General features: G+C 39.2%; 13 protein-coding genes. All 13 read left to right on the top strand.

Annotated elements, in window-relative coordinates; all coding sequences use genetic code 11:
* The first annotated feature begins 118 nt into the window (after positions 1–118).
* The 13 genes from J2Z23_RS19125 (at position 119) to J2Z23_RS19065 (ending at position 13,677) form a co-directional block, all read left to right on the top strand.
* Positions 119–301 carry an SE1832 family protein gene (locus J2Z23_RS19125; RefSeq protein ID WP_064468894.1) on the top strand — a complete coding sequence of 61 codons (183 nt, stop codon included), beginning with the start codon at positions 119–121 and terminating at the stop codon, positions 299–301.
* Positions 302–725: 424 nt separating this feature from the next.
* On the top strand, positions 726–1,631 hold the full coding sequence (locus tag J2Z23_RS19120) for a BadF/BadG/BcrA/BcrD ATPase family protein (protein ID WP_057985691.1): 906 nt from the start codon (positions 726–728) through the stop codon (positions 1,629–1,631).
* Positions 1,632–1,643: 12 nt separating this feature from the next.
* A complete protein-coding gene (gene anmK, locus J2Z23_RS19115; RefSeq protein WP_082881465.1) occupies positions 1,644–2,786 on the top strand; it encodes an anhydro-N-acetylmuramic acid kinase AnmK in 1,143 nt (380 codons plus the stop codon).
* Between the two features lie 135 nt (positions 2,787–2,921).
* On the top strand, positions 2,922–3,893 hold the full coding sequence (locus J2Z23_RS19110) for a GNAT family N-acetyltransferase (RefSeq protein ID WP_057985687.1): 972 nt from the start codon (positions 2,922–2,924) through the stop codon (positions 3,891–3,893).
* A gap of 20 nt (positions 3,894–3,913) precedes the next feature.
* A complete protein-coding gene (gene murQ / locus J2Z23_RS19105; protein ID WP_057985685.1) occupies positions 3,914–4,831 on the top strand; it encodes an N-acetylmuramic acid 6-phosphate etherase in 918 nt (305 codons plus the stop codon).
* Positions 4,809–5,918: a serine hydrolase domain-containing protein gene (locus J2Z23_RS19100; protein ID WP_238456223.1), complete on the top strand. Its 1,110-nt coding sequence runs from the start codon at positions 4,809–4,811 to the stop codon at positions 5,916–5,918. The genes murQ and J2Z23_RS19100 overlap by 23 nt, the downstream gene beginning before the upstream one ends.
* Before the next feature lie 42 nt (positions 5,919–5,960).
* Positions 5,961–7,334 (top strand): ABC transporter substrate-binding protein, encoded by a 1,374-nt coding sequence (locus J2Z23_RS19095; RefSeq protein ID WP_057985683.1) that lies wholly within the window; start codon positions 5,961–5,963, stop codon positions 7,332–7,334.
* Between the two features lie 634 nt (positions 7,335–7,968).
* Entirely contained in the window at positions 7,969–8,886 is a 918-nt protein-coding gene (locus J2Z23_RS19090; RefSeq protein WP_057985680.1) for a carbohydrate ABC transporter permease, read from the top strand.
* A gap of 11 nt (positions 8,887–8,897) precedes the next feature.
* Positions 8,898–9,794 (top strand): carbohydrate ABC transporter permease, encoded by an 897-nt coding sequence (locus J2Z23_RS19085; protein WP_082881466.1) that lies wholly within the window; start codon positions 8,898–8,900, stop codon positions 9,792–9,794.
* A 13-nt stretch (positions 9,795–9,807) separates the two neighbouring features.
* The gene (locus tag J2Z23_RS19080; RefSeq protein WP_057985678.1) at positions 9,808–10,908 is read left to right on the top strand and encodes an ABC transporter ATP-binding protein; all 1,101 of its coding nucleotides are present in this window, start codon (positions 9,808–9,810) and stop codon (positions 10,906–10,908) included.
* Between the two features lie 22 nt (positions 10,909–10,930).
* Complete coding sequence (locus J2Z23_RS19075) at positions 10,931–11,623, top strand: YesL family protein (RefSeq protein ID WP_057985676.1); 693 nt, start codon at positions 10,931–10,933, stop codon at positions 11,621–11,623.
* A gap of 23 nt (positions 11,624–11,646) precedes the next feature.
* Positions 11,647–12,348, top strand: coding sequence for a PIG-L deacetylase family protein (locus J2Z23_RS19070; RefSeq protein ID WP_057985675.1), 702 nt, complete (start codon positions 11,647–11,649; stop codon positions 12,346–12,348).
* 183 nt (positions 12,349–12,531) lie between these two features.
* The gene (locus J2Z23_RS19065; protein ID WP_057995573.1) at positions 12,532–13,677 is read left to right on the top strand and encodes an exo-beta-N-acetylmuramidase NamZ family protein; all 1,146 of its coding nucleotides are present in this window, start codon (positions 12,532–12,534) and stop codon (positions 13,675–13,677) included.
* Positions 13,678–13,686 lie beyond the last annotated feature (9 nt).

The following is a 13,686-nucleotide window of genomic DNA, read 5'->3' as shown; positions in this document are numbered from 1 at the left end:
ACCTTAAAATTCAGGGGGTGGCAAGTTTTTTGCATTCATTCCCCTATAAATCAAGGGGTTATTAACTTTTTACTATAGATTATTTGACAATACGAATTATTATGAAGAGGGTGATCTTATGAATAAAAAAGAAATTCTCTATAAAATTGAGGATTTAAAGGCGGATTATGTACGATTACAACATGATTTAGAAAAACTAGAGTATGTAAAGGGGAACTTACACCCTTTGGAAAAACAGCTAGCAGAAATAGAATTAGAGTTACAGAGGTGGAATAAAAAATTGGATGAAGTGGATGGATAAAGAGGGGCAGTCCAACAAGGTCAAACTGACTTTTTTGGAGGCTCCTCCTCTTTTTTAAAAAAGTCGATTGCTGAATCCCTATTGAAGGCCCCTTCACCACGAGCGGTACAGGAAGCCTGCATAAAGCAAGTGATATTCCTATTAATAAATTTATATTGGCTATTCGGAGGAGCAGATGCTGGGTTAGAACTAAAAATATAAGACGAACGATGTACTGCTTGTTGTATTCTCTTTATTGTTTAGCCATTTAACAGGCAAATATGTTCAATCAAAGGAAAAGAAGCTATAAAATTTATTTTGAAAAGAATTTTCCGAAAATGTATTGAAATAAAAAGATGGGCATATTAAAATAGTTGTGAAATATAATTTTATAGATAGATATAATTAGATGAAATTTAAAATTAGATATTGAAGGGGTATGTTTATGACCTACATAATTGGTATTGATGCGGGTGGAACGAAAACAAACGCCATTATTATGGATCGGCAAAAAAACATCCTTTTCTCAGTGGAGGTAGGATTTGGAAATCTACAAGTGGATTTTCAAGAAGCTTCATGCCATATATGGAAAGCGATTACAAAATGTTTAGGTAGTATATATGGTGAAAGATGTAAGGTGATTGTTGCGGGAATTGCAGGGATTGAGGCGAAGAATCATCGAGTAAGGCTTGAAAGGTTTTTGCGGGAGAGAACCTTACTTCCAATTATTCTAGTAAATGACGCTATATTGGCTTATCATGCCATGTTAGGAAATGAGGATGGGGTTTTAACGATTGCAGGAACAGGTTCGATTTCTTATGGACGAAATGGAGATAAGGAGGGGTACACGGGAGGATGGGGGCATCTTCTCGGTGATGAAGGAAGCTCATATCATGTAGTCATGCAAGCATTTCGAAAAATTACCGCGGAAGCAGACCAAGCTTGCCCTCATTCTTCATTATCACGAGTTTTATTGCATGAAATTAGCGCGAAACGGGCAGAAGAGATAAAAGAATTCATATACCAGGCGAATAAGGGAGAAATTGCGGCATTATCAGTTGTGGTTTTTAGTGAAGCTGTAAAAGGGGATCAGGAAGCGCGGGAACATTTTTATCGGGCAGGGCAAGAGTTGGCGAAGCAAACAGCTCGCTTATATCATAAATTGCAATTGGCTCGTCCTCTAAAGCTCGCTAGTAAAGGCTCGCTTCTAGAAAAAAACTTGTATGTCCAATCAGAATATGAAAAGGTTCTTTCTTCGATGGTAGGTGATGTTGAGTGGATTCGGGATGAAAAAAATGTATCAGCAACTGGTGCACTTTCTCTTGCATCCCATTATATAGAAGAGGAGTAGGAGGTAGAGATCATAGCTAAATTAGCAGTTGGACTAATGTCTGGCACATCGATTGATGGAGTTGATGCGGCTCTTGTGCGTATCAATGGATCTGGACAGCAAACAGAAGTTGAATTACTTCATTTTATTACATTACCCTTTTCAAAAAGGGACAGGGAAGATATTCTTCGATGCACGGACCCTGAACATTCTAATGTGCCCTTAGTTTGTCATTTGAATTTTAGGTTAGGCTATTTATTTGCAAATGCTGTGCAGGAAGTATGCAGGAAAGCGGATCTCCCGCTGGAAAAATTAGATTTTATTGCTTCACATGGGCAGACAATTTATCATTTGCCACACGGAGAAGGGAGGTATGAAAGATCAACTTTGCAAATTGGGGAGCCGGCAGTGATCGCTTATGAGACCGGGGTGAATGTAATCTCAAATTTTCGCTCAATGGATATGGCTGCTGGTGGAGAAGGAGCACCACTTGTTCCATATGCAGATTATCTTCTATATCGAAGTGAAGACAAGGGAGTTGCATTGCAAAATATTGGCGGAATTGGGAATGTGACGGCGATTCCAAAAGAGGGGGTGTTGGATGATTTATTAGCATTTGATACAGGGCCCGGAAACATGATTATTGACCAAATTTGTCAGATAGTAAAAGGTGAACCATTTGATGATGGGGGCAAGTGGGCAGCTTTGGGGAAAGTACATTATCCCATTGTAGACACTTGGATGGAGAGTGGGTTCTTCACTAAACCACCACCTAAGTCTACAGGCAGGGAAGAATTTGGCCAACACTTTACCGAGAAAATTATTCGGGAACACCAGCAAATGACAGCGAATGATCTTATTGCTACGACAACCTATTTCACCGCAAAATCTATTGCAGATGGCTATCAAAGATTTATCCTTCCGCGGTTTTCAATTGATGAAATCATTGTGGGAGGGGGAGGTAGTTTAAATCAAACTTTATTGCAATTTATTCAAGAACTTTTGCCTGATATTACCGTTCGCACCCAAGAGGATCTTGGCTTTTCATCAGAAGCGAAGGAGGCGATTGCTTTTGCTATCTTGGGTAATGAAACAATGAATCTTCAGCCAGCAAATGTACCTAAAGCAACAGGCGCTTCCAAAGCTGTTGTGTTAGGCTCCATTACCTGGGGGTAGGTTTATTTAGATGTTGTAAGGCAAAATATGGAGGTGTTGAAATGTTTTTACATGAATTAACAAAATATATTGAAATTAAATTTTAGTCATGATACTGTGGAAGTAGCTTAATTCATTGCATAGTGGAGGTCACATATGAGGATCATTCCAATAGAAATGAGTAGAATAGATGAGTTTGTTCTACTCTGGAATACAGAGTGGGGCACTGAATTTCCGATGCGGAAGGAATTATTTAAGCAAAATAGTGTTGATGATGAAAATGTGTTTTTGAAAGCCTCCTTCATGGCAGTTAATGAAAATGAAGAAGTTGTTGGGATTATTATTTGTAAGCGCTGGCAGGAGGAGCTGGCAATAGAGATGAACCGATATGCTGCCTGGATACAAGTATTATTAGTAAGTTCAGAATATCAAGGTAAAGGGATTGGCACGTCTTTATTAACGCATGCGGAGCAAGCTGTACTAGAAGACGGTGCGACGGAGATTTTACTGGGGCGAGATCCATGGCATTACTTCCCAGGAATACCGGTGCAAGCACAAAAGTCTATTCAATGGTTTGAAAGAAAAGGGTACCAGAACATTTCCACAGATTATGATTTAATAAAAATCTATCAGGAGAATGAGTTCATTGAAAAACCTAGATTCCATAATGTAGAGGCAGAACTTTTAACATTAGCAGAGAAAGAAGAATTTCTGCAATTTTTAAAAAGAGTATTTCCAGGAAGATGGGAATATGAAGCCATTCATTATTTTGATAAAGGCGGAACAGGTCGGGAATTTGTTGTGCTGAAAAAGGAAGGTCGAATTATAGGGTTTTCCAGATTGAATGATCAACATTCTCCAATGATTGCTCAAAATGTCTATTGGGCTCCCTTGTTTCGGGAACCACTTGGAGGGATTGGACCACTTGGTATAGATCAAGGTGAACGTGGGAATGGTTATGGATTGGCTGTAGTTCAAGCAGCTTGTTATTTTTTAAGAGAAAGAAAGATTAATAGAATTGTGATTGATTGGACGGGATTAGTCAATTTTTATGCGAAATTAGGTTACGAGATTTGGAAGGAATATAAGAGCTACCGGAAGCCATTAGTAGATCATCCAACCCCATGACATAGGAAAGGCGTGTTGAAATGAAAATAAAACTTTCGGAATTAACAACGGAACAAGTAAATGAAAATTCAAAGGATATTGACCAAATGTCCACCTTACAAATGATCCAGCTTATGAATGAGGAGGATGAAAAGGTTATTGAGGCAGTAAAATCTGTCGTACCCTCAATCGCTGAAGCGACGGATCAAATCTATCATGCTTTACAACAAGGGGGGCGACTATTTTATATTGGCGCCGGAACTAGTGGAAGATTGGGGATTTTAGATGCTGCGGAGTGTCCACCTACGTTTTATACCCCACCTGAAATGGTGCAAGGAATTATCGCAGGTGGTAATCAAGCTATGTTTGTGGCGGTGGAAGGTGCAGAAGACCATCCAGAAGGAGGAGCACAGGATTTAAAAGAAAAAAAGCTAACCGCCAAAGATATTGTAGTGGGAATTGCTGCGAGTGGGAGAACTCCCTATGTGATTGGAGCACTTGAATATGCTCGATCGCTTGGTGTGAAAACGATTGGGCTTACTTGTAATCATGGTTCACCCATTGGAAAGCTTGCTGATTACTCTATTGAAGTAATTGTTGGTCCAGAGGTATTGACGGGCTCGACAAGATTAAAGGCAGCGACCGCTCATAAGATGGTGCTGAATATGTTTACAACGGTCTCTATGATTAAAATGGGGAAAGCTTATGAGAATCTAATGATTGATGTGCAGCCAACAAATAGTAAGTTAGTGGACAGAGCGCGGACTATGCTAATGACTATTACTGGGAAGACGTTTGAAGAAGCTAAAAAAGCATTGGAGGAAACGAATCTAAAGGTGAAACCAGCCATCGTTATGTTGGAGGCTGAAGTCTCATATGAAGAAGCTGTCGCTTATATAGATCAAGCAAAAGGTTTTGTAAGGAAGGCGATTGAACTTGCACAACAAACCAATGGTTAATATGTTAGATAATCAATTAAGGGAAAAAGTTTTAACTTTTCTAGAAAGAGAAATAACTGCTGCCAATATTCCTGGGGCATGCATTTCAGTTTCTAGAAATAGCCAAATGATCGTGAAAGAATGTATTGGCTCACGGACTTTGCATCCATCGCCACAACCAGTTGAAGAAGCAACGATTTATGATCTTGCTTCTTTAACAAAGGTAGTCGCGACACTTCCAGCTTTATTAAAGTTATTAGGTGAAGGAGCATTTCACTTAAAGGACCGGGTTTCCTATTTCCTACCACGCTTTGGAAATAATGGGAAGGAAGAAATCAGAATTGAGCATTTATTAACTCATACTTCTGGCTTGGCTGCTCACCGAAGATTTTATTTAGAAAATATAACAAAGGGGCAAATTATCGAGAGAATATGTGCTGACACCTTAGTAGAAGAACCAGGGAAAAGAGTGATTTATAGTGATCTAGGGTTCATATTATTAGCGAGAATCATTGAAGAGATAAGCCAACAATCTTTTGAAAGTTTTGTAGACCAATATATTTTTAAGCCTTTAGATATGAAGGAAACAGGCTTTAATCTGTCCTTACCTAAGGAGCGATTTGCGGCCACAGTCTATTCTGATGAACTTCATGATTTTAAATATGGAATTGTTCATGATGAAAATGCAGAAGCGATCGGTGGTGTAAGCGGGCATGCTGGGCTCTTCTCTACGCTCAATGATTTAACTAAATTCGCTTCCATGATTGAAAATGAAGGGGCTTACAATCAAAAAGGGATTTTAGATAAATCAGTTTTAGACTTGGCTAGAACAAATTTTACTCCATATGACCGAGAGGGAAGAGGTTTAGGGTGGCAATTGCAAAGTGAAGGAGCATTGGCGAGTGGCGATCTTTTATCTCGCCAAACATATGGGCATACAGGATATACCGGAACAAGTATCTGGTTCGATCCGCTGTCAAAGATAACGGTAATTCTATTAACCAATCGGGTACATGCCAAAAATCAAAATGGCATTCTTCGCCTAAGACCTAGATTGCATAATTTAATACATTCTCACCTATCAGCGAAGGGGGTGAGGGAACAGTAGTGAATCAGCATGGAATAAGAATGAAATGCAAGGGGGAGGAAAATGAAAAAGTTCTTAATTTTGATTGTAGCATTACTGTTAATCGTGTCAGGTTGTAGTGGGAAAGAGGCTGATGGTTCTGGTGGCGATGGTAAGAAAAAAGGCAAAAAAGATGTGATCACGGTTTGGACTTATCCACATTATCGCGAGAATGAAGAGACAGGGCAGCAAAGCTATGAAGAAGATTTGATCGAACTAATTAAAGAGGTAGAAGCAGAAAATCCAGACATTAAAGTTGAACATGAAATATTATCTTGGGCAGAGGGTCCGAAGAAATTTGATGTAGCCTTGAATTCTGGTAATCCTCCAGATATCTTTTTCTCTGTTATGGAGACAAAATTTATTGACACAGGATTAGCGGTCCCTCTTGATGATTACATGACTGATGAAGATTGGGAAGATATGGAGCAATTTGCGATTGATAACTTTTCTACTGATGGAAATCTCTGGGCGATCTCCCAATGGATCTCGATTCATACTTGGGGTGGGAACCGTGGGTTAATGGAAGAGGCTGGAGCGGATGTTGATAAAATCATGAAAGATGGTTGGACTTGGCAAGAATTTTACGAGATTGCTGACAAGATTTCCAAAATGAAGAACAAGGACGGCAAAAAAATCTATGGATTTTCTACCGCTGGTGATACTGAAACGTACGAACATCTAATGAGGAATAATGGCGTTCTACGTACTGTTGATGAAGATGGGAAGTTTCTTTGGGATGGCGATAAAGCAATTGAAACAATGGAATTCATGAAAAAAATGATGGATGAAGGCATTATGCCAAAAGAAACAGCTGGATTTGATAGTCAAAAAGTAATTGATATGTTTGGAGATGTAGAAGTAGGTATTTACGGACGTACAGGTCCTTATCAAGTTAGATTTAATGATAATCGTAATGAAGAAATCGATGCCGGAAAAATAGATGGAGAAAAAATCGATTTTGTCTTACTGCCATTCCCACATAATGAAGGGGAGAAGGAAGTCGCTACTGGTGGCGGTGGTGGAATGTGGTTGTTTAAGCAGAAAAAATACAAAGGTGATGAACATACTGAAAACGCAGCCAAAGTATTAAAGCATTTAACAGGAACAAAATCGAGTATTGCAGCTGCAACGATGTTTATCCCACCTGCAAGAAAGTCCGGCCAAGAAATGTATGCAGACTTACTCCAGCTTGAAACAGAGAATGGCCAATTTATCCAGAGGACATTGGATTATGTAGTCCCTGGGGCGAAATTAGACCCAGATTTAGCACAGAAATATGCACAGCTTAAAAATGATGGAATTACACCGAAATTCCAAGGGTTTATCTCAGGTGAACTAACACCAGAAGAAGCAGTGGAAGAATGGACGAAAGTGGCCGATCAACTTCTTAAGTAGAAGCCGTTAGCACAATGAGGCTGGGACAAAAGTGTTTTCGCTTAAGTAAAGTCCGAACTTTTAGCGTGAAAATAACCACTCCGGAAATATACTTTGCTTTCCGAAGGCCTACAGGATGTGGGTCATGCAGGCGCTGCGCCAGGATGGCGCAAATTTAGCCTGCGTTTCCCAGCGGCAAGCCTCCGGGGTCTTGTCGAACTCTTACTTCCCGCAGGAGTTTACGTATATTCCCGCCGATAAGGAAATGCAATATTCGCTTTTGAGGCTTAGCATTTAGTTATGTCCCAGCCTCATTTCAGGAAATACGACTCGGATCAACTTTGCCACAAGACGTGGCGACCTTGCGTTTTTGTTCCTGTGTAGAAAATTATAAATTTCTACCTTGTGGATAAGTTTATATGGAGATTATAATCGTCCAGCTCCAGCGCCTAGCAAACTTTCAGTATCTTCCTACGATCAGTCAACATCAGTTCGCCTTTCAGGCACACTGTGTTTCCTTTATCTTAGGCCAACAGGATGTTGGTCAGAACAGCGTTGCGAAAGGACGGCGCGTCTTTAGCTGTTCATCCTTATTATAAAAGTTTGTACGTCGCTAAACAGGCGCTTGCGTTTTGTTCAGAAAGGAGATGAAGTAATGGCCACTTCAGTGGTGAAGTCTACCTCCAATGGGGGAAGCTTTAAACAATTTATTAAAGATTATGGTTGGTGTTATGCCTTTATAGCATTACCTTTACTGCTATTTCTCATCTTCACAGTCTATCCTCTTATCACAGCGTTTGTGATGAGTTTCCAAGAATATGGGATTATGGAATCAAAATTTATTGGACTGGATAATTATAAGTATCTATTGAAGAATGAAATATTTTGGAAGGCCATGAAAAACACAACCATTTATACATTAGGAACAGTCCCAGTCAATATTATTATTACTTTTTTTCTTTCTTTAATGATTTTTCCGCTCAATCAAAGATCACAAACTTTCTTTAAGGCATCGTTTTACCTACCTGCTGTTACCTCAGGGATTACAATGTCCTTGATCTGGTTATGGATGTTTGATCCAACACAGTCAGGGCTTGTCAACATTGTGTTAGGATGGTTTGGTTTTGACCACCAATTATGGTTAGCAAGTTCTAAATCGGCTTTATTTTCTCTTATGTTAATGACTTATATCGGGGGACATGGGAGTGGAGTTATTTTATATTTAGCAGCAATGGGAGGGATCCCAAAGTCACTTTATGAAGCGGCGGATATTGATGCGGCGAGCTGGTGGTCTAAGCTGAAAAATATTACTTGGCCACTATTGAAGCCGACAACACTTTATATGTTGATAACAGGTGTCATCGGTTCTTTCCAAGTTTTTGAAGCAACGTATGTTATGACACAGGGAGGACCAAACTTTGCTACAACAACTATCGCGTTCCTTATTTACCAACATGCTTTTGAATATTATCAGTTTGGCCTTGCTGCAGCAGAAGCCTTTATTTTAGGTTTTATCATCATTGTGATATCTGTATTGCAGTTTAAATACATGGCCAGTGACGTTGAATACTAGGGGGGATAAAGATGGAGCTAAAATCCGCAACTGAATCCCAATATCAAGTAAGATTAGACGAAAAAAAGGATTTGCAAAGAAAGATTTGGAAGCGTATTGGCCTTACGATCGTCTATCTATTACTTGTTTTGTGGGCTGTGTTTACCTTTGTGCCATTGCTATGGATGATTTCTTCCTCATTTAAGGATTCATCGGCTATTACATCGGTACCACCTGAACTTATTCCTAAAAATCCAACCTTGGATGCATATAAGCGGATTTTTCAGGTTGGTGGTCTAGGACGTTGGTTTTTAAATAGTACGATTATTGCCACGGTCAGTACAGTGATTAATGTATTCTTTGCATCATTAGCAGGTTACGCCTTTTCAAAGCTACGCTTTCCAGGAAGAAATGCTATCTTTTGGGTTTTATTATCATCGATGATGATCCCGGGGCAAGTTACGCTTATACCACTATATATTTTAGTTGTCGATAGTTTCCAAATGGAGAACACTTATTTTGGCATTATTGTACCTGGAATGGTGGCAGTTGGTAGTATCTTCCTAATGAGACAATTCATGGGTTCTTTGCCTAGCTCTTTAATTGATGCAGGCAGAATTGATGCCTGTAGTGAATTTGGAATTTTTTGGAAAATTATTTTACCAATTTCTAAGCCAGGTCTGGCCGTTTTAGGGATTTTTACCTTTGTGGCTCATTGGAACAACTTTTTTTGGCCATTTTTAATTACGAACACAAATAGTATGAGAACGCTTCAGGTTGGTTTGACGAGTTTTCGTTTTGAAAACTTGCAAGATTATGGAGCGATGATGGCTGGCGCAGTATGCAGTGCCGTACCCATGATTATTGTTTTCTTAGCATTACAGAAATATTTCTTACAGGGAATTACAATTGGAGCTGTGAAAGGTTAGGAGGGGCAAAATAATGGCTGAAGTGAAATTTGAGAATATCGTAAAAGAATTTGAAGATGCGAATAAGGGAAAGGTATTGGCGGTCAATGATGCCAATTTTGTCGTACATGATAAGGAATTTTTAGTATTTGTCGGGCCGTCTGGATGTGGGAAAACAACTTCCCTTCGGATGGTTGCTGGTCTGGAGCGTCAAACAAGCGGTGATATATATATAGGAGATCGTTTAGTGAATAAAGTCCATCCAAAGGATCGAGATATAGCCATGGTATTCCAAGATTACGCCCTTTATCCACATATGACGATCAGAGAAAATTTAGCATTCGGTTTGAAAAATTTAAAAACCCCGAAGGCAGAAATAGAAAAGAAAATTACAGAAGCTGCCTCCATCTTAAGTATTGAGAATTTATTAGATCGGAAGCCGCGAGAATTAAGTGGTGGACAGAAACAAAGAATTGCAGTGGGGCGGGCCATTGTAAGAAATCCAAGTGTATTCCTGTTTGACGAACCTCTTAGTAATCTCGATGCGAAACTGCGTGTGCAGATGAGAGTAGAGCTATCAGAATTGCATAAACGATTAGGCGCGACGATTATTTACGTTACTCACGATCAGGTAGAGGCTATGACACTGGGACAAAGGATTGTTGTCATGAATGCCGGAAAAATTCAACAAATTGCCACACCAGAGGAGTTATATGAAAATCCTAATAATATGTTCGTGGCTGGATTTATCGGATCACCGCCGATGAACTTTGCGAAGGCACGTTTAGAGGGGAATCAACTCCATACAGCTACACATACATTTACCGTACCTAAGGGGAAATTAGTAGGTTACAAGAAGTACGATGGGAAAGAAGTGATCATGGGTATTCGTCCAGAGGATATCTTATCGACACAACTTATGCCATCTGTACCGACTGAGAATGTCATCAAAGCGAATTTAAAAGTAGTGGAACATTTAGGCGCAGAATTGCTAATCTATTTTGATATTGGTAATGATCAATTAACTGGCAGAGTAAGTGCAGATGCAAAATATAAACCACTTACCCAAGTAGATTTATATTTTAACTTAAAGAAAATGCAGTTATTTGATCCGGAAACACAGCAAAGGATTTAATAATCTAGGAAGGGGGATCTCCATGTTATCAATTAGTAAACTACTAAAAAAAACAGGACATCAAATTTTCATTAATATTTTAACGGTCATGGGTGTTAGTGTAGGTTGGTCTTTATTCCTTGTTCCAGTTCTTTTTATTCTTCCATATCATTTAGCTTTAATCTTTTTTGCCCTTACCTTTATACCGGTTACAGTTGCCGTTTATGCCGTCATTCATCACTTATTATCAAAAAACAAGGCATCCCTTGCCTTGTTTGTCCGCTTTTTCTTTCGCTATTATAAAAGGGCGTTATTGTTAAGTGTCTTTTTCCTACTTGCTGTACTCATTCCTATATCTGAATGGTGGTATTATTTAAAAATCAATGATAGTTACTTTATTTTTATCTTTGCTACCTTTCAAACCTATTTCTGCTTAACATTTCTAGCTACCCAAGTGTATGCCATTCCATTCCTTGTGATCAAGGATTTGGGTACCTTTGCCGCTATGAATCAATCAATCAAGCATTTCATGCAACACAAGGGATATACGATCGGTTTATTTATCCAAATCCTTTCTGTAACAGCATTATTATCATTAACAGTGATTGGCTTCTTTCTACTATATATTGGAATGTTAGCTGTCTTTGTTTTAAATGCAACGAACAATCTTCAATTACATCATCAACAGAAAAACGAGCAATCTGAGAAGCATCCCATTTTGATTAATGAACAATAAAGAATTCGATAGGAGGAGTTTTGATGAAACTAGCTGTAGTTGGAGCTCATTGCGGAGATGCAGAAATTCAAGCAGGTGCCATTGCTCATAAGTATGCCAAGGCTGGGCATGAAGTGACATTTGTTCATCTAACAGCAGGGGAGAAAGGGAATCCTCCGCATATATCAGTGGAGGATTACCGCAAGCAAAAAATAGCCGAATCTGAGAAGGTGGCGGAGGTGCTCGGAGTCGAGACAATCACTTTAGATTATAAAGATGCTGAACTTGTCTTTGATGATGAGATTATAACAAGAGTTGCCACTCTGCTAAGGAGAATTAAACCAAATGTTGTGATTACTCATTGGGAAAATAGTATCCACTCTGATCATGCCCTATGCTGTAAAATTGTGCAGGCCGCTCAATTAAAGGCAGGTTTACCTGGATTCGATCTGGAAGGGTTACCACCTCATTATTATGGGATTTACCATAGTGAAAATTGGGAGGATATGGAGGGGTATGTTCCAGATATATATGTAGATGTATCTGAAGAGTTTGCTACCTACTTGGAAGCTCTATCCCATTATTGGTTCATTATGAATTCTTCTTCTTTTCGCTATTACGATTATTATGAAGCATTAGGAACTGTAAGAGGCTGTGTGAATCGTACAAAATATGCCCAAACCTTAAAGTTCCCAACTGGTAGCAATGTACGTAAAGGAGCCTATATTCCTGGTTATGAATTGTAAGGAGATAGAGACGTTCAAAAAGTCTGGTGAACATGATGTATTATGAAGAGGAAGTTGACTAAGCATAGAGATGTTTTGGGGGTTAGCCTTGGAATTGCTGGCTGTACTTCAGCTAACTTCGTCCAGTTTACCCTCGTTTTTGAATAGCCGCAAAAAGGTTTAGTAAATGAGAGAGGTGAAAAAATGAAGATCGGATTAGATCTTTTTTTGGAAAAAGATTATCAAACATTTGTGGGGAAGAGAATTGGACTACTAACTAATTTAACAGGGGTAAATGGAAGACTTATACCTGCAATCGATTTATTTCATGAGCATGATGGGATTGAATTAACCGCATTATATGGACCTGAACACGGAATTCGCGGTGATGCGAAAGAAGGTGAAGAGGTTGCATCCTCGATTGACCCCTATACGGGTATACCCGTATTTAGTTTATATGGAGAAACAAAGAAGCCGACTAAGGAAATGTTAGATTCCGTGGACACTATCGTATTTGATCTACAAGATATTGGTTCGAGATATTTTACATACATTTATTCAATGGCTTATGCGATGGAAGCGTGTGCAGAATATGGCAAGCAATTTGTTGTTCTGGATCGTCCTAACCCGATTTCAGGTATCCCAATGGAAGGGAATCTAATAGAACAAGATATTCGTTCTTTTGTTGGCTTATATCCTATCCCAAATCGCCATGGCATGACAGTAGGGGAACTGGCCCAATTCTTTAATTATGAAATGGGGATTCATTGTAATTTGACGGTGATTCAAATGGAGGGCTGGGATCGCTCTTTATATTATGATGAAACGGACTTATTTTGGGTGCCATCTTCGCCAAATACGACAGGTGTCGATATGACGATCTTATATCCTGGAACTTGTTTAATCGAGGGGACAAATATTTCGGAAGGAAGGGGAACAACAAAACCATTTGAATATATAGGGGCTCCTTTTATGGATGGCTACCACTTTGCTAGAACATTTAATGATAAAAAGTTACCTGGTGTTTTAGCTCGCCCGATTTCTTATAGGCCCAATATCCAGAAATATAAAGGCGAGGTGTGTGAAGGAGTGCAATTACATATTGTCGATCGTCATCAGTTCCAATCCTTCCAAACGGGTTTGACCGTCTTAGAGTTAATAGCAGAAATGTATCCAAATAATTTTCGCTTTAACCAGAACGAAACAGGGAAATACTTTTTCGATTTACTCGCAGGTAGCAGTACATTACGCGAAATTATTTTAAAGGGGAAGTCGCAAATCTTTTTAGAAGATTGTCAGAAACAGCTTGAACAATTTGCAAAGCAGCGAGGACCATATCTATTATATTAGCGGAAAATG

Origin of the sequence: Lederbergia galactosidilytica (assembly GCF_017873565.1) — a bacterium.
Classification (GTDB): domain Bacteria; phylum Bacillota; class Bacilli; order Bacillales; family Bacillaceae_C; genus Lederbergia; species Lederbergia galactosidilytica.
The sequence above is the reverse complement of the archived record's forward strand: the minus strand, read 5'-3'. Positions and strand labels throughout refer to the sequence as shown.

Coding starts and splice junctions, on each gene's coding strand:
- J2Z23_RS19090 (WP_057985680.1), top strand. CDS start 7,969: ATGGCCACTTCAGTGGTGAAGTCTACCTCCAATGGGGGAAGCTTTAAA.
- J2Z23_RS19080 (WP_057985678.1), top strand. CDS start 9,808: ATGGCTGAAGTGAAATTTGAGAATATCGTAAAAGAATTTGAAGATGCG.
- J2Z23_RS19125 (WP_064468894.1), top strand. CDS start 119: ATGAATAAAAAAGAAATTCTCTATAAAATTGAGGATTTAAAGGCGGAT.
- J2Z23_RS19070 (WP_057985675.1), top strand. CDS start 11,647: ATGAAACTAGCTGTAGTTGGAGCTCATTGCGGAGATGCAGAAATTCAA.
- J2Z23_RS19110 (WP_057985687.1), top strand. CDS start 2,922: ATGAGGATCATTCCAATAGAAATGAGTAGAATAGATGAGTTTGTTCTA.
- J2Z23_RS19120 (WP_057985691.1), top strand. CDS start 726: ATGACCTACATAATTGGTATTGATGCGGGTGGAACGAAAACAAACGCC.
- murQ (WP_057985685.1), top strand. CDS start 3,914: ATGAAAATAAAACTTTCGGAATTAACAACGGAACAAGTAAATGAAAAT.
- J2Z23_RS19075 (WP_057985676.1), top strand. CDS start 10,931: ATGTTATCAATTAGTAAACTACTAAAAAAAACAGGACATCAAATTTTC.
- J2Z23_RS19095 (WP_057985683.1), top strand. CDS start 5,961: ATGAAAAAGTTCTTAATTTTGATTGTAGCATTACTGTTAATCGTGTCA.
- J2Z23_RS19065 (WP_057995573.1), top strand. CDS start 12,532: ATGAAGATCGGATTAGATCTTTTTTTGGAAAAAGATTATCAAACATTT.
- J2Z23_RS19085 (WP_082881466.1), top strand. CDS start 8,898: ATGGAGCTAAAATCCGCAACTGAATCCCAATATCAAGTAAGATTAGAC.